Source organism: Kitasatospora sp. NPDC001603 (genome assembly GCF_040298365.1).
Taxonomy (GTDB): domain Bacteria; phylum Actinomycetota; class Actinomycetes; order Streptomycetales; family Streptomycetaceae; genus Kitasatospora.
Map to the genome: position 1 here is coordinate 22,113 of NZ_JBEPAA010000065.1, position 22,345 is coordinate 44,457.

The following is a 22,345-nucleotide window of genomic DNA, read 5'->3' on the forward strand; positions in this document are numbered from 1 at the left end:
GCCTGGCAGGCGTCACTCCAGTTCGTCGACGAGAGCGAACAGCTCGTCGTCGGTCGCTTCCCGGAGTTCCGCTTCGCGCCGTTCCTTGCTCTTGTCGGCGGCCTGGTCACCGATGGCGTCCAGCAGCCGGCGCAGCCGGTCGGTGGCCTCCTCCCGCACCTGGTCCGCCATCGACCCGGTGCGGAGGGCGGCTTCGAGCCGGTCGAGCTCCGCGAGGACCGGCACCGACACCGCTTCGTCCGAGACAACCTCGGTTCGCAGCCACGCGGCAAGGGCGTTCGGGGTGGGGTAGTCGAACACCAGCGTGGCGGGCAGCCGGAGCCCCGTCACACCGTTCAGCCGGTTGCGCAGTTCGACCGAGGTCAGCGAGTCGAAGCCGAGGTCCTTGAACGCGCGCCGGTCCTCGACCGCGTCGGCCGAGGCGTGCCCCAGCACGACGGCCACCTCGGCCCGCACCACCTCGGTGAGCACCCGCTCCTGCTCGGCCCGGCCGAGCCCGGCCAGCTGCCGGGCCAGTCCGCCCTCCTCGCGGACCGCGCCGCCGCTCGCACCCGCCGCGGCCAGCCGGCGGATCTCGGGCAGGTCCCGCACCAGCGGCATCTCCCGCGGGTCCACCGGGCCCGGCGAGGCCACCAGCTCGGCCCAGTTGACGTCCATCACCGTGACCACGGCGTCCGGGCCGTCCAGCGACTCGCCCAGCGCGCGCACCGCGAGCTGCGGGTCCATCGCCGGCATCGGGGCCCGCTCGACCCTCGCCCGGACCACCTTGCTGGACCCGGCCATTCCGCCACCGGCCCAGGCACCCCAGGCGACGGTGAGCGCGGCCAGGCCGCGGCTGCGGCGGTTCTCCGCCAGGGCGTCCAGGAAGGCGTTGGCCGCCGCGTAGTTGCCCTGCCCGGCGGCGCCCAGCGTGGACGCGGCCGAGGAGAACAGCACGAAGGCGTCCAGGTCGAGATCGGCCGTGAGCTCGTCCAGGTGGACCGCGCTCGCCGCCTTGGCGGCCAGCACCGTCTCCAGCCGCTCCACCGACAGCCGGTCCACGACACCGTCGTCCAGCACCGCCGCGGTGTGCAGCACCGAGGACAGCGCCGGACCGGTCTTCCCCGTCCACTCCACCAGCCCGGCCAGCGCCGAGCGGTCGGTCACGTCGCAGGACACCACGTCGACGTCCATGCCCCGGGCGGCGAGGTCGGCGACCGTCGCCGCGACGCCGGCGGCCGCCGGACCGGAACGACCGGTCAGCACCAGCCGCTCCGCCTCGCGGCCGGCCAGCCACCGCGACACGTGCCCGGCGATGGCGCCGGTGCCGCCGGTGATCAGCACGCTGCCGCGCGGTGTCCACCGGGCGGTGCCGCGGGGCTGGGCGGCCCGGGTGAGCCGGCGGCCGAGGATCCCGGCCGTCCGGATCGCGACCTGGTTCTCGCCGCAGCCGGCGAGCACCGCGACCAGTCGCGCACCCGCCCGCTCGTCGACGGTCTCCGGCAGGTCGACCAACCCGCCCCAGCGGTCCGGCTGTTCCAGGCCGACGACCCGGCCCAGCCCCCAGGCCTGCGCCTGGAGCGGGTGGGCCAGCGCCTCTCCCGGACCGGCCGCCACGGCGCCGCGCGTCGCCAGCCAGAGCGGCGCGCCGATCCGGGCGTCGCCCAGGGCCTGGACCAGTGCCAGGGTGGCGGCCAGACCGCCGGTCACCGCGGGGTGGCCCGGCACCGGTGCCTCGTCGAGCGCCAGCAGCGACAGCACACCCGCCACCGCCGACGGCTCGACCGCCGCGCCCAGCAGCGCGGCCACCTCGGCCCGGTCCACGGCACCCGCCGGGACCTCGACCGTGACGACCTCGGCACCACGGTCGGCGAGCGCGGCAGCGCACGCCTGCTCGGCCGCTCCGGCCGGCACGACCACCAGCCAGGTGCCGGACAGCACCCGGGCGTCAGGCTCGGCGATCGCCGCCCAGCCGCCCCGGTAGCGCCAGTTCGCGGTCATCGACCGGTCCTGCTCCCGGCGCCGCCAGGACGCCAGCGCCGGCAGCACCTCGCCGAGCCGGTTCTGGTCCTCGATGGCCAGCGTGTCGGCGATGCCCGCCAGGTCGCCGTCCTCGACGGCCGCCCAGAACCGGGCCTCCGCCTCGGTGCTCGTACCGTCCCCGCCGACCGCCGGCGCGGCCGTCGGCAGCGAGAGGATGCCCTCCGGCCAGAACCGCTGGTGCCGGAACGCGTAGGTGGGCAGCTCGACCGGCGTACCGGTCGGCAGCACCGAACTCCATTCCACGGCAGCGCCGTTGACGTAGGCCCGGGCGAGACCGCCCAGCAGGCCGGTCACCACCTGCTCGTCGCGCCGCTGGAGCGGGACGAACACGGCCTCGTCACCGTCGACGCCTGCCACCGCGTCCGGGCCGAGCGAGGAGAGCGACCCGTCGGGGCCGACCTCGACGAACACCGAGACACCCTGGCGGGCCAGCGTCGCCACCGCGTCCGCGAAGCGCACCGCCTGGCGCGTCTGCGCCGGCCAGTAGCCCGCCTCGGCCTCGGTGACCAGCTCACCCGAAAGCGCGCCCGCCCACATCAGGTTCGGCCGGTGGTACTCCAACCCGGCCGTCACAGCGGCGAGTTCGTCCAGCACCGGATCCATCGCCGGCGAGTGGAAGGCGTGCGAGACCCGCAGCCGCCGCACCCGGCGGCCCCGCTCCCGCCACAGCTCCACCACGTGGTCCACCGCGTCGGCCTCACCCGAAACCACCACGGACTCCGGACCGTTCACCGAAGCGATCACCACCCCGGGCACCAGCTCGGCCAGCACCTCGGGCTCCGAGACGTTGACCGCCGCCATCGCCCCGCCCGCCGGCAGCGCCTGCATCAAGCGAGCCCGCGCCGCCACCAGCCGCACCGCGTCCTCCAGCGAGAGGACCCCGGCCACATAGGCGGCCGCGACCTCGCCCACCGAATGACCCACCACCGCGTCCGGCGTCAGACCGGCGGCCTCCAGCACCGCCGCGACGGCGACCTCGAAGGCGAACAGCCCCGTCTGGGCGTACAGGGTCTGGTTCGCCAGCGCCTCGTCGACGCCCTCGGCGCCCAGGACCACGTCCCGGACCGAGACTCCCAACTCCAGCTCCAGCAGCCCGGACACCCGGTCGAAGACCTCCGCGAACACGGCGCTGCCCTCGTAGAGCCCCCGGCCCATCCCGACCCACTGCGAGCCCTGACCCGCGAAGACCAGACCCACCCGGGCACCCGGCCGTGCCACACCCGACACCACCGAAGCCGAGGGCGTCCCGGCAGCCAGGCTCTCCAGGCCGGCCACCAGCTCGGCGCGCTCGGCCCCGAGCACGACCGCCCGGTGCTCGAACGTCGCCCGGGTGGTCGCCAGCGACGCCGCCACGTCCACCGGTTCCACCGACGGCCGGGCCGTCACCCAGTCGCGCAGCCGCTCCGCCTGGGCCGTCAGCCCCTCGGCCGTCCGGCCCGACACCAGCCACGCACCGGCGTCCGAGAGCACCGGCGCCGACACCGTCCCGGTAGCCTCGACGGCCGCCGGCGCCTCCTCGACGATGACGTGCGCGTTGGTCCCGCTCATCCCGAAGGCCGACACACCCGCACGACGCGGGCGCCCGTCCGACGGCCACGGCACCGGCTCCGTCAGCAGCCTGACCTCACCCGCCGACCAGTCCACGTGCGAGGACGGCACCTCGGCGTGCAGCGTCCGCGGCAGTTCCTCGTGCTGGAGGGCGAGGATCATCTTGATCACGCCCGCCACCCCGGCGGCCGCCTGGGTGTGCCCGATGTTGGACTTCACCGAGCCGAGCAGCAACGGCCGCCCCTCCGGCCGCTCCTGGCCGTAGGTGGCCAGCAGCGCCTGCGCCTCGATCGGGTCACCCAGCGTGGTCCCCGTCCCGTGCGCCTCGACCACGTCCACGTCCGCGGCGGTCAGCCGGCCACTGGCCAGCGCCGCCCGGATCACCCGCTGCTGCGACGGCCCGTTCGGCGCCGTCAGACCGTTGGACGCACCGTCCTGGTTGACGGCGGAGCCGCGCAGCACCGCGAGCACCTTGTGCCCGTTGCGCCGCGCGTCCGACAGCCGCTCGACCACGAGCATGCCCGCGCCCTCGGCCCAGCCGGTCCCGTCGGCGTCCTCGGAGAACGCCCGGCAGCGGCCGTCCGCCGCCAGACCCTGCTGCCGCGAGAAGTCGATGAACGTCCCCGGCGTCGCCATCACGGTGACACCGCCGGCCAGCGCGAGCGAGCACTCGCCCGAGCGCACCGCCTGGGCGGCCAGGTGCAGCGCCACCAGCGAGGACGAGCACGCCGTGTCCACCGTCACCGCCGGGCCCTCCAGGCCCAGCACGTAGGAGACCCGGCCGGACAGCACGCTCGTCGCGTTCCCGGTCATCACGTGGCCCTCGGAGCCGGAGTCGCCCTGGCTCGCCAGCGTCACCCCGAAGCCGTAGCCCGAGGCGAAGCCGCCGGCGAACACACCGGTCGACGACCCCCGCAGCGAGGCCGGGTCGATGCCCGCCCGCTCCAGCGCCTCCCACGAGGTCTCCAGGAGCTGGCGCTGCTGCGGGTCCATCGCCAGCGCCTCGCGCGGCGAGATCCCGAAGAAGCCCGCGTCGAACTCGGCCGCGTCCCTCAGGAAGGCACCCGACCGGGTGTAGGACGTCCCCGCGTTGCCGCGCTCCGGGTCGTAGAAGCCCTCCAGGTCCCAGCCACGGTCGGTCGGGAAGGCACCCACCGCGTCGCCGCCCGAGGCCAGCAGCCGCCAGAACTCCTCCGGGCTGCCCGCACCCCCCGGGAAGCGGCAGGCCATCCCGACGATCGCCAGCGGCTCGTCCGCCGCCGCGACCGCCGCGGCGGTGGACACCGGAGCGGCGGCGTCCGCCACCCTCCCGGTCAGCTCGCCGCGCAGGAACTCGGCGAGGACCACCGGGCTCGGGTAGTCGAACACCAGCGTGGCGGGCAGCCGGATGCCGGTCGCCACGCCCAGGCGGTTGCGCAGCTCGACCGCGGTCAGCGAGTCGAAGCCCAGGTCCTTGAAGGCGCGCCGGTCCTCGACCGCGTCGGCCGAGGCGTGCCCCAGCACGACCGCGACCTCGGCCCGCACCACCTCGGTGAGCACCCGCTCCTGCTCGGCCGGGGCGAGCCCGGCCAGCCGGTGGGCCAGCTCTCCCTCGGCGTGGACCACGGCCGCCGCGCTCCCGCCGGCCGAGGCCAGCTGCCGGATCTCCGGCAGGTCCCGGACGAGCGGGCGCTTCGGCAGGTCCGCCGCGCCCGGTCCGGACGCCAGCAGCGCCCAGTCCACGTCCATCACCGTCACCAGGGCGTCCGGGCCCTCCAGGGCCTCGCCCAGGGCGCGGGCGGCGAGCTGCGGGTCCATCGCCGGCATCGGGCCGCGCTTGACCCGGGCCTGCACCACGCTGCTGGACTCCGCCATGCCACCGCCGGCCCAGGCACCCCAGGCCACGGTGAGCGCGGCCAGCCCCCGGCCCCGGCGGTTCTCCGCCAGGGCGTCCAGGTAGGCGTTCGCCGCCGCGTAGTTGCCCTGACCGGCGGCGCCGATCGTCGAGGACACCGAGGAGAAGAGTACGAAGGCGTCCAGGTCCAGGCCGGCGGTGAGCTCGTCCAGATGGGCCGCGCTCAACGCCTTCGCGGCCAGCACCGTCTCCAGTCGCTCGACCGAGAGCCGGTCCACGACACCGTCGTCCAGCACCGCCGCGGTGTGCAGCACCGAGGACAGCGCCGGACCGGTCCCGCCGATCCAGCTCACCAGCCCGGCCAGCGCCGAGCGGTCGGTCACGTCGCAGGCGACGACGTCCACCGCGGAGCCGGCCGTCGCGAGTTCGGCGGCGAGCGCCGCCGCCCCCCTCGCGGCGGGGCCGGAACGGCTGGTCAGCACCTGGCGGGGCGCGTCGCGACCGGCCAGCCACCGGGCGACGTGCCCGGCGATGGCGCCGGTGCCGCCGGTGATCAGCACGCTGCCGCGCGGTGCCCAGCGGTCCTTGCCGCGGAGCTGGGCGGCCCGGGTGAGCCGGCGGCCGAGGATCCCGGCCGCCCGGATCGCGATCTCGTGCTCGCCGCAGCCGGCGAGCACGGCGACCAGTCGGGCACCGGCCCGGTCGTCCAGCACCTCGGGCAGGTCGACCAACCCGCCCCAGCGGTCCGGCTGTTCCAGGCCGACGACCCGGCCCAGCCCCCAGACGAGCGCCTGGAGCGGGTGGGCCAGGGCTTCGCCCGGACCGGCCGCCACCGCGCCGCGCGTCGCCAGCCAGAGCGGGGCGGCGATCCCGGCGTCGCCCAGCGCCTGGACGAGTGCCAGGGTGGCGGCCATGCCGCCGGTCACCGCGGGGTGGCCGGGCACCGGCGTCTCGTCGAGCGCCAGCAGCGACAGCACACCCGCCACCGCCGACGGCTCGACCGCACCGGCCAGCAGCGCGGCCACCTCGGCCCGGTCCACGGCACCCGCCGGGACCTCGACCACGACCACCTCCGCGCCACGCGCCGCCAAGGCGGCCGCGCACGCCTGCTCGCCCGCACCGGCCGGCACCACCGCCAGCCACGTCCCCGACAGCACGCCGGAGTCGGGCTCGGCGACGGCCGACCAGGCGGTCCGGTAGCGCCAGTTGGCGGTCAGCGAGCGGTCCTGCTCCCGGCGCCGCCAGGACGCCAGGGCCGGCAGCACCTCGTTGAACGGACGACCGCCGTCGAAGGCCAGCGTGTCCGCCAGCTGCGTGAGGTCCCCGCCCTCGACGGCCGCCCAGAACCGGGCCTCCGCCTCGGTGCTGGTGCCGTCCCCACCGGCGACCGGCAGGGCCAGGATGCCCTCCGGCCAGAACCGCTGGTGCCGGAACGCGTAGGTGGGCAGCTCGACCGGCGTACCGGTCGGCAGCACCGAACTCCACTCCACCCCGGCGCCGTTGACGAAGGCCCGGGCGAGACCGCCCAGCAGGCCGGTCACCCCCTGCTCGTCGCGCCGCTGGAGCGGGACGAAGACGGGTTCCTCGCTCCCGATGCCGGCCACGGCGTCGGGGCCCAGCGAGGAGAGCGATCCGTCGGGGCCGACCTCGATGAACACCGAGACGCCCTCGCGGGCCAGCGTCGCCACCGCGTCGGCGAAGCGCACCGCCTGGCGGGTCTGCGCCGGCCAGTAGCCCGCCTCGGGCGCGGTGACCAGTTCACCGGTGAGCGCGCCCGCCCACATCATGTTCGGCCGGTGGTACTCCAACCCGGCCGCGACGGCGGTGAGTTCGTCCAGCACCGGATCCATCGCCGGGGAGTGGAAGGCGTGCGAGACCCGCAGCCGCCGCACCCGGCGACCCCGCCCCCGCCACAGCTCCACCACCTGATCGACGGCCTCGACCTCACCCGAAACCACCACGGACTCCGGGCCGTTGACCGCCGCGATCACCACACCGGGCACCAGCTCCGCCAGCACCTCGGCCTCCGGGACGTTGACCGCAGCCATCGCCCCGCCCGCCGGCAGCGCCTGCATCAACCGCGCCCGCGCCGCCACCAGCCGCACCGCGTCCGGCAGCGACAGCACCCCGGCCACATACGCGGCCGCGACCTCGCCCACCGAATGACCCACCACCGCGTCCGGCGTCACGCCCGCGGCCTCCAGCACCGCCGCGACGGCCACCTCGAAGGCGAACAGACCGGCCTGCGCGTACAGCGTCTGCTGCGCCAGCGACTCGTCCACACCCTCGGCGCCGAGCACGACGTCCCGGACCGAGACGCCCAACTCCAGCTCCAGCAGCCCGGACACCCGGTCGAAGACCTCGGCGAAGACCGCGCTGCCCTCATAGAGGCCCCGGCCCATCCCGACCCACTGCGAACCCTGACCCGCGAAGACCAGACCCACCCGGGCATCCGCCCGCGCCACACCCGACACCACCGAACCCGACGAGGCACCGGTGGCCAGGCTCCCCAGCCCCGCCATCAGCTCGGCGCGCTCGGCCCCGAGCACCACGGCCCGGTGCTCGAACGCCGACCGGGTCGCCGCCAGCGACCACGCGACATCCACCGGCGCCAGCTCGGAGCGCACCGACATCCATTCGCGCAGGCGGCCCGCCTGGGCCGTCAGCCCCTCGGCCGACCGGCCCGAGACGATCCACGCACCGGCACCCGACACCACCGGAGCCGACACCGTCGCGGAAGCCTCGACGGCGGCCGGCGCCTCCTCGACGATGACGTGCGCGTTGGTCCCGCTGATCCCGAAGGCCGACACACCCGCTCGGCGCGGACGCCCGTCGGACGGCCACGGCACCGACTCGGTCAGCAGCCTGACGTCACCGGCCGTCCAGTCCACGTGCGAGGACGGCACCTCGGCGTGCAGCGTCCGCGGCAGCCGCTCGTTCTGCAGCGCCAGCACCATCTTGATCACGCCCGCCACACCGGCGGCCGCCTGGGTGTGCCCGATGTTGGACTTCACCGACCCCAGCCACAGCGGCTGCCCGCCGGCCCGCTCCTGGCCGTAGGTGGCCAGCAGCGCCTGCGCCTCGATCGGGTCGCCCAGCGTCGTACCGGTGCCGTGCGCCTCGACCACGTCGACGTCGGCGGCGGTCAGCCGGCCACTGGCCAGCGCCGCCCGGATCACCCGCTGCTGCGACGGACCGTTCGGCGCGGACAGGCCGTTGGAGGCGCCGTCCTGGTTGATCGCCGAACCGCGGATCACCGCGAGCACCTTGTGGCCCTTGCGCTGCGCGTCCGACAGCCGCTCCACCACCAGCACGCCGGCGCCCTCGGCCCAGCCCGTCCCGTTGGCGTCCTCGGAGAACGCCCGGCACCGGCCGTCCGTCGCCAGACCCTGCTGGCGCGAGAACTCGACGAAGGAGAACGGCGTCGCCATCACGGTGACACCGCCGGCCAGCGCGAGCGAGCACTCGCCCGAGCGCACCGCCTGGGCCGCCAGGTGCAGCGCCACCAGCGAGGACGAGCACGCGGTGTCCACGGTCACCGCCGGGCCCTCCAGGCCCAGCACGTAGGAGACCCGGCCGGACAGCACGCTCGTCGAGTTGCCGGTCATCAGGTGGCCCTCGACGCCCGAGGAGTCCTGGCCCGTCAACGCCATGCCGATGGCGTAGCCGGACCCGAAGCCGCCGGCGAACACACCGGTCGACGATCCCCGCAGCGAGGCCGGGTCGATGCCCGCCCGCTCCAGCGCCTCCCACGAGGTCTCCAGCATCAGTCGCTGCTGCGGGTCCATCGCCAGCGCCTCGCGCGGCGAGATCCCGAAGAAGCCCGCGTCGAACTCCGCGGCGCCGCGCAGGAACGCGCCCGACTGGGTGGACGACGTCCCCGCCGTCCCTCCGTCCGGGTCGAAGAAGCCGTCGAGGTCCCAGCCGCGGTCGGTCGGGAACCCGCCCACCGCGTCGCCGCCCGAGGCGAGCAGCTGCCAGAACTCCTCCGGAGTGCCCGCACCGCCGGGGAAGCGGCAGGCCATCCCGACGATCGCCAGCGGTTCGTCCACCACCGGGGCCACCACGGCGGCCACCGGGGCGGGAGTCCCGCCCGTCTGCTCCCCGACCAGCTCGCCGCGCAGGAACTCCGCCATGGCGACCGGGGTGGGGTAGTCGAACACCAGCGTGGCGGGCAGCCGCAGCCTGGTCGCCGCGTTCAGCTGGTTGCGCAGCTCGACCGCGGTCAGTGAGTCGAAGCCCAGGTCCTTGAACGCCTGCCTGGCCTGCACCATCTCCGCCGAGGAGTGGCCCAGGACGGCGGCGGCCTGTGCCCGGACCATGTCGGTGAGCACCCGGTCCTGCTCGGCCCGGCCCAACCCGGCGAGCCGGTGGGCCAGTTCGCCGTCGTTGCGGGTGGTGTCCGCGGCGCCCGCCCGGTCGGCGGCCAGCCGGCGGATCTCGGGCATGTCACGCACCAGCGGCATGTCCAGCACGTCGGCCGTGCCCGGCGCGGTGCCGAGCTGCCGCCAGTCGACGTCCATCACCGTGACGACGGGCTCCGGGCCGTCCAGCGACTCGGCCAGCGCCCGGACGGCCAGCTGCGGGTCCATCGGCGGCATCGGGATCCGGCGCATCCGCGACCGGATCGCCTCGTTGGACTCCGCGAGTCCGCCGCCGCCCCACAGGCCCCAGGCCACCGCGAGACCGGCCAGGCCGCGGCTGCGGCGGTTCTCCGCCAGAGCGTCCAGGAAGGCGTTCGCCGCCGCGTAGTTGCCCTGCCCGGGGCCGCCCAGCGTGGACGCGGCCGAGGAGAACAGCACGAAGGCGTCCAGGTCCAGACCGGCGGTGAGCTCGTCCAGGTGGACCGCGCTCGCCGCCTTGGCGGCCAGCACCGTCTCCAGCCGCTCCACCGACAGCCGGTCGACCACGCCGTCGTCCAGGACGGCGGCCGTGTGGAACACCGAGGACAGCGCCGGACCGGTCGCGCCGATCCAGTCGACCAGCCCGGCCAGCGCCGAGCGGTCGGTCACGTCGCAGGACACCACGTCGACGTCCATGCCCCGGGCGGCGAGGTCCGCGACCGTCGCCGCGACCCCGGCGGCCGCCGGACCGGAGCGACCGGTCAGCACCAGCCGCCCGGCACCGAGGCCGGCCAGCCACCGCGACACGTGCCCGGCGATGGCGCCGGTGCCGCCGGTGATCAGTACGCTGCCGCGCGGCGCCCAGCTCCGCTCGGAGCCGCGCTGCGGGACCCGCGACAGCCGGCGGCCGAGGATCCCGGCCGTCCGGATCGCGATCTGCTCCTCGCCGCAGCCGGCCAGCACCGCGACCAGCCGCACACCCGCACGCTCGTCCAGCACCTCGGGCAGGTCGACCATCCCGCCCCAGCGCTCCGGGTGCTCCAGGCCGATGACCCGGCCCAGGCCCCAGACCTGCGCCTGCACCGGACTGGCCAGCGCCTCCCCCGGACCGGCCGCCACGGCGCCGCGCGTCGCCAGCCAGAGCGGCGCGCCGATCCCGGCGTCGCCCAGCGCCTGGACGAGCGCCAGCGTCCCGGCCAGACCACCGGCCACCACCGGGAACTCCGCGACCGGCGCCTCGTCCAGCGCCAGCAGCGACAGCACACCCGCCACCGCCGACGGCTCGACCGCGCCGGCCAGCAGCGCGGCCACCTCGGCCCGGTCCACGGCACCCGCCGGGACCTCGACCACGACCACCTCCGCGCCACGCGCCGCCAGCGCGGCCGCGCACGGCTGCTCGCCCGCACCGGCCGGCACCGCCAGCACCCACGTGCCGGACAGCACCCGGGCGTCGGGCTCGGCGATCGCCGCCCAGTTCACCCGGTAGCGCCAGCCGGCCGTCACCGACCGGTCCTGCTCCCGGCGCCGCCAGGACGCCAGGGCCGGCAGCACCTCGTTGAACGGACGACCGCCGTCGAAGGCCAGCGTGTCGGCCAGCTGCGTGAGGTCCCCGCCCTCGACGGCCGCCCAGAACTGGGCCTCCGCCGCCGTGCTCGCCCCGTCCCCACCGAGGACCGGTCCGGCCGCCGGCAGCGCCAGGGCGCCCTGCGGCCAGTACCGCTGGTGGCGGAAGGCATAGGTGGGCAGCTCGACGGGTGCGGCGGCGGTCAGCACCGCGCGCCAGTTGACGGTCGCGCCCTGGACGAAGGCCTCGGCGAGCGAAACCAGCAGGCGCTGGGCGCCGCCGTCGTCGCGGCGCAGCGTGCCGCAGACGGCGGCCGTCATGGCGCCCGGCCCGGCCGCCTGGGCGACCTCCTCCAGGGTGTCGTTCATCGCACCGAGCAGCACCGGGTGCGGCGTGGACTCGACGAAGACCTGGTAGCCCTGACCGGCCAGGGTGCGCACCGCGCGGTCGAAGTGGACCGTGGCGCGCAGGCTGCCGTACCAGTAGGCGGGGTCCAGCTCCTCGCCGGTCAGCGTCTCGCCGGTCATCGCCGAGACCATCGGGATCCGGCCCCGGCGCGGCGCGATACCGGCCAGGACCTCGGTGATCTCCGCTTCAAGGCGGTCCACCTGCGCCGAGTGCGAGGCGTAGTCCACCGCGACCAGCCGGGCGCGCACGCCCTCGGCCTCGAACTCCGCCCTCAGCTCCTCCAGCGCCTCGGGCTCACCCGAAACCACCACCGCCGACGGCCCGTTGACCGCCGCCAGCGACAGCCGCTCACCGAAGCGCGCGATCCGCTCCTCCACCACCGCGGCGCTCCGGCTCACCGACAACATGCCGCCCAGGCCCGCCAGCACCTTCAGCGACCGCGAACGCAGCGCCACCACCCGGGCACCGTCCTCCAGCGACAGCATCCCGGCCACCGTCGCCGCCGCGATCTCACCCTGCGAGTGACCGACCACCGCATCGGGCGCGACGCCCGCGGCCTCCCAGACCGCCGCCAGCGACACCATCACCGCCCACAACGCCGGCTGGACGACATCCGCCGCCTCCAGTGCGGGGGCACCCTCGGCACCCGCCAGGACGTCGCTCAGCGACCACTCCACGTACGGCGCCAGCGCCGCCTCGCACTCCGCGAGCCGCGCCGCGAACACCGGGCTGCACGCCGCCAGTTCACGGCCCATGCCCACCCACTGCGAACCCTGCCCGGCGAACGCGAACACCACCCGCGCACCCGGTCGGGCCACACCCGACACCACCGCACCCGACGGCGCACCGGCGGCCAGGCTCTGCAGGCCCGCGACCAGCTCCGCGCGCTCGGTGCCGACCACCACCGACCGGTGCTCGAACACCGACCGCGTCGTCGCCAGCGACCAGGCCACCTCGGCCGGCGCCTGGTCCGGCCGCGCCGCGACCCACTCCCGCAGCCGGCCCGCCTGGGCGGTCAGCCCCTCGGCCGTCCGGCCCGAGACCAGCCACGCGGCCGGCCCGTCCAGCTCCACCACCGCGGCGGACCGGACATCCTCGGCCGGCCCGTCCTCGGTCTCCACCGCTTCGGGCTCCTCGGCCGGGGCCTCCTCCACGATGACGTGCACATTGGTGCCGCTGATGCCGAAGGCCGACACACCGGCCCGGCGCACCCGCTCCCCGGTCGGCCACGGCACCGGCTCGTTCAGCAGCCTGATGTCACCGGCCTCCCAGTCCACGTGCGAGGAGGGCACGTCCGCGTAGAGCGTCCGCGGCAGCTCCTCGTGCTGGAGCGCCAGCACCATCTTCATCACCCCGGCGACACCGGCGGCCGCCTGGGTGTGCCCGAGGTTCGACTTCACCGAGCCCAGCCAGAGCGACCCGCGGTCGCCGCGCTCCTGGCCGTAGGTGGCCAGCAGTGCCTGCGCCTCGATCGGGTCGCCCAGCGTGGTGCCCGTCCCGTGCGCCTCCACCACGTCCACATCGGCCGTGGAGAGCCGGGAGTTGGCCAGCGCGGCGCGGATCACCCGCTGCTGCGAGGGGCCGTTCGGCGCGGTCAGACCGTTGGACGCGCCGTCCTGGTTGATCGCCGAACCGCGCAGCACCGCGAGCACCGGATGCCCGTTGCGGCGGGCGTCGGAGAGCCGCTCGACCACGAGCATGCCCGCGCCCTCGGCCATGCCCATGCCGTCGGCCGCGTCGGAGAACGCCTTGGAGCGCCCGTCCTCCGCGAGACCGCGGGCGTGCGAGAACGCGCGGAAGCCGTCCGGGCTCGCCATGATCGTGACGCCGCCGGCCAGCGCCAGCGTGCACTCGCCCTGGCGCAGCGCCTGGGCCGCCAGGTGCAGGGCCACCAGCGAGGACGAGCAGGCCGTGTCGATGGTCACCGCCGGGCCCTCCAGGCCCAGCACGTAGGAGACCCGGCCGGACAGCACGCTGGCCGCGTTCCCGGTCATCAGGTGCGCCCCGAGGCTCTCCACCTCCTCCTCGTCGGCCATCGTGACGGCCAGGTACGAGGAGCCGTAGCCGCCGACGAACGCGCCGGTCTGGCTGCCGCGCAGCGTCGCGGGGTCGATGCCGGACCGCTCCAGCGCCTCCCACGAGGTCTCCAGCAGCAGCCGCTGCTGCGGGTCCATCGCCAGCGCCTCGCGGGGGCTGATCCCGAAGAAGCCGGCGTCGAAGCCGCTGGCCTCCTGGACGAACCCGCCGACCTGCGTGTACGAGGTCCCGACGTTGTCCACGTCCGGGTTGTAGAGGGAGTCGAGGTCCCAGCCGCGGTCGGTCGGGAAGGTCGACAGCCCGTCCGTGCCGGTGGCCAGCATCTGCCACAGCTCCTCCGGACTGGTCGCGCCGCCCGGGAAGCGGCAGGCCATGCCGACGATCGCGACCGGCTCGTCCATGGCGAGCGCCGCCGTCGCCGCGGGACCGCCGAGGTCCACGTCGTCGGACAGGTCGCCGGCGAGCTGTTCGCGCAGCAGCGCGGCGAGCGCGACCGGGTTGGGGTAGTCGAAGACCAGGGTGGCGGGCAGCCGCAGCCCGGTCGCCGGGTTCATCCGGTTGCGGAACTCGACCGCGATCAGCGAGTCGAAGCCCAGGTCGGTGAACGGACGGCCGGCCTCGATCGCGTCGCCCGAGGCGTGTCCGAGCACCGCCGCGGCGTGGGTGCGCACCAGGTCCAGCAGCACCCGGTCGCGTTCGGTGCCCGGCAGCCCGGCCAGTTGCTGGCGCAGCACGTCCGCGGCGCCGGCGCCGGTCGCCCCGGCGGCCGAGGTGACGGCCGCCCGGCGCGGGATGAAGTCGTCCGCGAGCACCTGCCAGAGCGGCGGGATGCCGGTGGCGGCCGCCTGCGCCCGCAGGCCGGCCTTGTCCAGCCGGGCCGGGACCAGGACGGACTCGGCCCGCTCCAGGGCGAGGTCCAGCAGGACCAGGCCCTCCTGCTCGTTCAGCGCGGCGAGGCCCGAACCGGTCATCCGGCGGAGCATCACCTCGTCCAGGCCGCGGCCGATGCCGGCCTCGGGCATCCACGGGCCCCAGGCGAGCGCGGTGCCCGCCAGTCCGGCGGCCCGCCGGGCGGCCGCCAGCGCGTCCAGGAAGGCGTTGGCCGCCGCGTAGTTGGCCTGGCCCGCACCACCGAACGCGGCGGCGACCGAGGAGAACAGCACGAAGTGGTCGAGGTCCAGGCCCTGGGTCAGCTCGTGCAGGTGCCAGGCCGCGTCCACCTTGGGACGCATGACCGCCGACACGCGCTCGGCGCTCAGCGAGTCGACCATGCCGTCGTCGATGATGCCCGCGGCGTGGAACACGGAGCCCAGCGGGCAGTCGGCCGGCAGCGAGTCCAGCACCCCGGCCAGCGCGTCCCGGTCGGCCACGTCGCACGCGACCACCCGGACCCAGCCGCCCAGCTCGGCCACCTCGGCGGCCAGCGCGGCCACCCCGGCGGCGCCCGGGCCGGAGCGGCTGAGCAGCACGGCACCGCCGGCCCGCCCGGTGGCCACCATGTGCTTGGCGACCACACCGCCGAGCGTTCCGGTGCCACCGGTGACGAGCACCGTCCGCGGCTCCTGGTCGGCCGGCCGCTCCGCCGCCGTCCGGTCGGGGACCACCAGGTCGCCCGCCGGGCGGGTCAGGCGCCGGCCGTAGCCCTTCCGTTCGCGGACGGCCACCTCGGGCTCTCCGCTGCCCAGCACGGCCGGCAGCGCGGCCACCTCGCCGTCACCGCCGTCCGCGGGGAGGTCGGCGAGGACGAAGCGGCCGGGGTTCTCCAGCTGGGCCGAGCGCAGCAGGCCCCAGACCGCGCCCACGGCCGGGTCCGCCACCGCGTCGCCGGCCTGCACGGCCACGCCGCCACGGGTGACGACCACCAGCTGCGCGGGCTCCAGCTCGGCCGCGGCCAGCCAGTCCTGCGCCAGCTCCAGGGCCTCGCCGGCGACCTGACGGGCGGCCACGGCCGTCCCGTCGACGCCCTCGCCGCTCACGCAGGCGATCACCGCGCGGGGCGAGACCTCCCCCTCGGCGGTGGCGGCGGCCAGTTCGGCGATGCCGGGGTAGCCGTGCACCGGGATCCCGGCGGCGGCCAGCTGCTCGGCCACGGCGAAGTGGTCGGCGCCGACCAGCGCCCACGGCCCCTCCTGCACCGCGCCCTGCGGCAGCGGCGCCCACTCCACGGTGAACAGCGCGTCGCGGATCCAGTCGTCGGCGCTCTGCAGCTGCTCCGGCGAGACCGGGCGGGTGATCAGCGAGTCCACCGTCACCACCGGCCGGCCCGTGGCGTCGGCCGCGGTCAGCGTCAGGCTGCCCTGGGCGTCCCGGCGCAGCCGGGCCCGCAGGACCGGCGCCCCGGCGGCGTGCAGCGCGACGCCCGTCCAGGCGAACGGCATCCGGATCTGGCCCTGCTGGGCGTCGCCGGACTCCTGTGCCTCGGCCGCCTCGGCCACCACGCCCGCGAGCAGCGCCGCGTCCAGCAGGACCGGGTGCAGCCCGTACGAGGCCGGGTCCCCGGCCTCCTCCGGCAGGGCCACCTCGGCGAAGATGTCCTCGCCGCGGCGCCAGACGGCCTGCAGGCCCTGGAACGCCGGTCCGTAGATGTCGGCCAGGTGCACGGTGTACAGGTCGCTGATGTCGAGCGCCTCGGCCCCGCGCGGCGGCCAGACCGTGAGGTCCTCCTCCGGTTCGGCGGCGGCCGGGGCGGGGGCGATCACCGCGGCGGCGTGCTTCACCCAGACCTGCTCCTCCTCGGGGCGGTCGGGGCGGGAGAACACGTCCACCTGGCGCCGGCCCTCGGCGTCGGCCGCGGCCACCACCACCTGGACCTGGACGCCGGCGCCGTCCGCGGGCAGCACCAGGGGCGACTGCAGGGTCAGCTCCTCCAGCAGCGAGCAGCCCACCTGGTGGCCGGCGCTCACCACCATCTCGACGAAGCCGGTGCCGGGCAGCAGCACCACGCCGCCGACCGCGTGGTCGGCGAGCCAGGCGTGCGTGCGCAGCGACAGCCGTCCGGTGCACACCAGTTCGGCGTCGCCGGCGAGTTCGACCACGGCGCGCAGCAGCGGGTGCGTGACGGTGCCCAGGCCCAGCGAGGCCGGGTCGCCGCTCCCGGCCCGGGCCGCGCCGGGCAGCGCGAGCATGCCCTTCGGCCAGTACCGCTCGTGGCGGAAGGCGTAGGTGGGCAGTTCCACCTGGTCGGCGGCGGGCAGCACCCGCGCCCAGTCGACGGGCACCCCGGCCACGAAGGCCTCGGCGAGCGAGGTGAGCAGGCGCAGCGCCCCGCCGTCGTCCCGGCGCAGGGTGCCGCAGACCCGCCCGGCCTGGACGGCCGGGCCGGCGTCGACGGCGGCCTCCTCCAGGGTGTCGGTGATCGGCGCGATCAGCACCGGGTGCGGGGAGACCTCGATGAACACCTGGTGGCCGAGGCCGGCCAGGGTCCGCACCGCCCGCTCGAAGCGGACGGTGGCCCGCAGGCTCGCGTACCAGTACCCGGCGCCCAGCTCCTCGCCGGTCAGCATCTCGCCGGTGACCGCCGAGATCATCGGGATCCGCCCGGCGCGCGGCGTCACCCCGGCCAGCAGGGAGGTGATCTCCTCCTCCAGCCGCTCCACCTGCGCGCAGTGCGAGGCGTAGTCGACGGCGACCATCCGCTCGCGCACGCCGTCGGCCTTCAGCTCCTCCTGGAGCTCCCGCAGGGCGGCCGCCTCGCCGGAGACCACCACCGCCGAGGGGCCGTTGACGCAGGCCAGCGAGAGCCGGCCCGCCCAGCGTCCGAGCCGCTCCTCCACCCGGGCGGCCGGCTCGGTCACCGACAGCATCCCGCCGATGCCGGTGATCGCCCGCAGCGCCCGGGACCGCAGCGCGACGACCTTGGCCGCGTCCTCCAGGCTCAGCATGCCCGCGACGGTGGCCGCGGCGATCTCGCCCTGCGAGTGGCCCACCACCGCTTCGGGGGTCACCCCGGCGGCCTCCCAGACCGCCGCCAGCGAGACCATGACCGCCCACAGCACGGGCTGCACGACGTCGGCCGCCTCCAGCGCGGGCGCGCCCTCGGCGCCGGCCAGCACGTCGGCGAGCGACCAGTCCACGTACGGCGCCAGCGCCGCCGCGCACTCGGCCAGCCGCGCGGCGAACACCGGGCTGCCGGCCGCCAGTTCGGTGGCCATGCCGAGCCACTGCGAGCCCTGGCCCGGGAAGACGAAGACCGCCCGCGCGCTCGCGTGCGCCACCCCCGCGACGACCGAGGCGGTCTGCTGACCGCCGGCCAACTGGCCCAGGCCGCCCATGAGTGCGGCCCGGTCGGTGCCCAGCACCACGGCCCGGTGCTCGAAGGCCGCACGCGTGGTCACCAGTGACCGCGCCACCGCGGCCGGCTCCAGGGCCGGCCGCGCGGCGATCCAGTCGCGCAGCCGGTCCGCCTGGGCGACCAGCCCGTCCGCCGAGCGGCCCGACACCAGCCACGCCTCGGCGCCCGACACCAGCGGTGCCACGACCTCCGCGACGACCGGCGCCCCGCCCTCCGGGGCGCCGGGTTCGGCCGGGGCGCCGGCGTCGACGGCCTCCGCCGGCTCGGCCTCCTCGGCCGGGGCCTCCTCGATGATGACGTGCGCGTTGGTGCCGCTGACACCGAACGAGGAGACGCCACCGCGGCGCACCCGCTCACCGGCGGGCCAGGACTCGGCCTCGTTCAGCAGCCGGACGTCGGCCGCCGACCAGTCGATGTGCGGCGACGGCTCCTGCGCGTGCAGGGTCTGCGGCATGCGCTGGTTCTGCAGCGCCAGCACCATCTTGATGACGCCCGCGACGCCGGCCGCGGCCTGGGTGTGCCCGATGTTGGACTTCACCGAGCCGAGGAAGACCGGACGGTCCTCCGGGCGGCCCTGGCCGTAGGTGGCGATCACCGCCTGGGCCTCGATCGGGTCGCCCAGCGTGGTGCCCGTGCCGTGCGCCTCGACCACGTCCACGTCGGCGGCCGAGAGCCGGGAGTTGGCCAGCGCGGCGCGGATCACCCGCTGCTGCGAGGGGCCGTTCGGCGCGGCCAGGCCGTTGGACGCGCCGTCCTGGTTGATCGCCGAACCCCGGATCACCGCGAGCACCGGGTGCCCGTTGCGCCGGGCGTCGGACAGCTTCTCCAGGACGACCATGCCCGCGCCCTCGGCGATGCCCATGCCGTCGGCCTCCGCCGAGAACGCCTTGCAGCGGCCGTCGTGGGCCAGCCCGAGCTGCTTGGAGAACTGGGTGAACATGATCGGGATGGCGGTCACCGTGACGCCGCCGGCCAGGGCCAGCGTGCACTCGCCCGAGCGCACCGCCTGGGCGGCCAGGTGCAGCGCCACCAGGGACGACGAGCAGGCGGTGTCCACCGTCACCGCCGGGCCCTCCAGGCCCAGCGAGTACGACACCCGGCCGGAGATGACGCTGGTCGACGTCCCGGTCATCAGGTGGACGTCCAGGTCCTCGTCCGTGCCGAAGCCGTAGCCGGACAGCGCGGCGCCGGCGAACACACCGGTCAGCGAGCCGCGCAGCGAGGTCGGGTCGATGCCCGCCCGCTCCAGCGCCTCCCAGCAGACCTCCAGCAGCACGCGCTGCTGCGGGTCCATCGCCACCGCTTCCCGCGGGCTGACACCGAAGAACCCCGCGTCGAATCCGCTGGCGTCCGCGATGAACCCGGCCTCGCGCACCTGCGATATGCCGTCCGGGTCCTCCGCGTAGAGCTCCTCGATGTTCCAGCCGCGGTCGGTCGGAATTCCGGCGACCCCGTCCCGGCCGGTGGAGAGCAGATTCCAGAAGTCCTCCGGAGCCTGGATTCCACCGGGGTACCGGCAGCCGATTCCGACGATCGCTATCGGTTCGTGGCTGCGTTCCTCCACCTCACGCAGTCGCTGACGCGTGTTGTAGAGGTCGGTCGTCACCCATTTGAGGTAGTCGCGGAGAGTCTCTTCGTTCGCCATCGGATCTCACCATTCCAGTCTGTGAAACGCATGCCTGCCATCCGCGCACACGGACAACCACTTACCTGCCGAGTTCCTTGTGGATGAACTCGAATATCTCGTCGTCCGTCGCGGACCCGATCTTCTCCGCGACCGCCTGGGTTTCCGTGGGAGCACCAACCTCCATCCACTGGGAAAGGAGCTCCTGCAGGCGATCGGTGATCAATTGATGCGTCTTCTCGTCCGGCGCCGCCCCGGTCAGCACCGACCCGAGCCGGTCGACCTCCTCCACCAGGGACACCGGACCGGACCCGTCCCGGAACTCCTCGTTCCAGAGGTACTCGGCCACCGCCGCCGGGGTGGGGCAGTCGAACAGCAGCGTGGCCGGCAGCTGCAGGCCGGTGGCGGCGCCGAGCCGGTTGCGCAGCTCCACCGAGGTCAGCGAGTCGAAGCCCAGGTCGCTGAAGGCCCGGGTGGCCTCGACGGCCTCGGGGGACGCGTAGTCGAGCACCGCGGCCGCCTGCGCCTGGACCAGCTTGACCAGCGTCCGGTTCTGCTCGGCCCGGGTCAGGCCCGCCAGTTGCTCCCGCAGGGACGCGCCCGCGTCCGGGTCGGCCGCGCCGGCCCCCGTCCCGGCCAGCGCCGCGACGACCTCGGGCAGCCCCTCGATCAGCGGGCTGCGCCGGCGCAGCGTGAACGGCGGGGCGAACCGCGCCCAGTCCACGTCGGCGATCGTGACGGAGCCCTCGCGGCCGTCCAGGATCTGGGCCAGCGCCTGGACGGCGTGGTCCTGGTCCATGACCATCAGGCCGCCCCGGGCCATCCAGGCGCCGGTGTCGGCGTCGGTCATCCCGCCGCCGCCCCACGGCCCCCAGGCCACCGAGGTGGCGGGCAGACCCTGCGCCCGGCGGTGCTCGGCCAGGCCGTCCAGGAAGGTGTTGGCCGCGGCGTAGGCGGGCTGGACGCTGCTGCCCCAGGTCGCCGAGATCGACGAGAAGAGCACGAACGCGTCCAGGTCCAGGCCCCTGGTCAGCTCGTCCAGGTGCACGGCTCCCCCCGCCTTGGCGGCCAGCACGGCGGCCGTCTCGGCCAGGTCGGTGTCCTCGACCGTGGTGGCCTGTCCGAGGCCCGCGGTGTGCATCACCGCGGACAGCGCGGGGCCGGTCGCGGCGATCCGGTCGAGCAGCCCGGCCAGCCCGGACCGGTCGCTCACGTCGCACGCGACGACGTCCACCCGGCTGCCCCGGGCGGCCAGTTCGGCCGCCTGTGCGGCGACCCCGGCGGCGCCGGCGCCGGACCGGCTGGTCAGCACGAGCCGCTGCGCGCCCCGACCGGCCAGCCAGCGGGCCACGTGCCCGCCGATCGCGCCCGTGCCTCCGGTGACCAGGACGGTCCCGGTCGGCGTCCACGGCCGCTCCGCCGGGCGGGGGTGCGGGGCGCGGGTCAGCCGCCGGGCCAGGATCCCGGCCGGACGGATCGCGACCTGGTCCTCGCCGCAGCCGGCCAGCACCGCGGCCAGCCGTCCCGCGGCCTGCTCGTCGACCGTCCCGGGGAGGTCGATCGACCCGCCCCAGCGGTCCGGGTGTTCCAGGGCGACGACCCGCCCCAGACCCCACACCTGCGTCTGCACCGGGCTCGCCGGTCCGGTGCCCGGCCCACCGGCCACCGCGCCGGACGTGACCACCCAGAGCGGCGCGTCCACCTCGGCGGAGCCCAGCGCCTGCACCAGGCTCAGCGTCGCGGCGAGGCCCCGGGGCACCACCGGGTGCTCCGGCACGGGCGTCTCGTCCAGGCCCAGCAGCGACAGCACCCCGGCGAAGCCGGACTCCGGCCGCACCGCGCGGATCCGCTCGGCCAGCTGCTTCCGGTCGGTCTCGGCCGTGACCTCCAGGACGACGGGCTCGGCGCCGCGGGCGGTCAGCGCCGCCGTGCAGCCCCGGGCCACCCCGCCGTCGGTCTCCCCGGCGGGGAGCACCACCAGCCACGACCCGGACAGCCGGGCGGGAGCGGGGTCGGCGACCGGCGCCCAGCTGACGCGGTAGCGCCAGTTCTCCGTGACCGAGCGGTCCTGCTCCCGGCGGCGCCAGGACGCCAGCGCGGGCAGCACGGTGCTGAGCTGCCGCTGGTCCTCGATCGCCAGGGTGTCCGCGAGCCGGGCCAGGTCGCCGCCCTCGACGGCGGCCCAGAACTGCGCTTCCGCCGCCGTGCTCGCACCGTCGCCACCGACGGGGGACGCCGTCGCGGCGGACTGGAGCCAGTAGTGCTGGTGCTGGAAGGCGTAGGTCGGCAGCTCCACCACCTCGGCGGCGGGCAGCACGACCTTCCAGTCGACCGACAGGCCGCCGACGTAGGCCTGCGCGAACGCCGTGAGCAGGCGGGAGGCGCCCGCGTTGTCACGCTCCAGCGTGCCCACCGTCAGGACGTCGGCGACACCGGCGTCCTCGGCCGTCTCCGCCACCGCCGCCGTCAGCACCGGATGGGTCGACACCTCGACGAACGAGCCGTAACCGCCACCCAGCAGCGTGCGAACGGCCTCCTCGAAGCGGACCATCCGCCGCAGGTTCGCGAACCAGTAGGCGGCGTCCACCTCCGTACCGGACAACCACTCGCCCGTCACCGTCGAGATCATCGGGACACGACCCGCCCGCGGGACGATCCCGGCCAACTCCGCCGC

At 75.8% G+C, this 22,345-nt stretch carries 2 protein-coding genes; both read right to left on the minus strand.

The window, feature by feature from the left end; translation table 11 throughout:
• Positions 1-12: 12 nt before the first annotated feature.
• Positions 13-19,692 (minus strand): type I polyketide synthase, encoded by a 19,680-nt coding sequence (locus tag ABT263_RS30040; protein ID WP_352295099.1) that lies wholly within the window; start codon positions 19,690-19,692, stop codon positions 13-15.
• Positions 19,693-19,753: 61 nt separating this feature from the next.
• The coding region (locus ABT263_RS30045; protein WP_352295101.1) for an SDR family NAD(P)-dependent oxidoreductase at positions 19,754-22,345 on the minus strand (2,592 nt) is incomplete at its 5' end.

Excerpts from the sequence above, each read along its gene's own strand:
- ABT263_RS30040 (WP_352295099.1), bottom strand. The coding sequence starts at position 19,692 with ATGGCGAACGAAGAGACTCTCCGCGACTACCTCAAATGGGTGACGACC.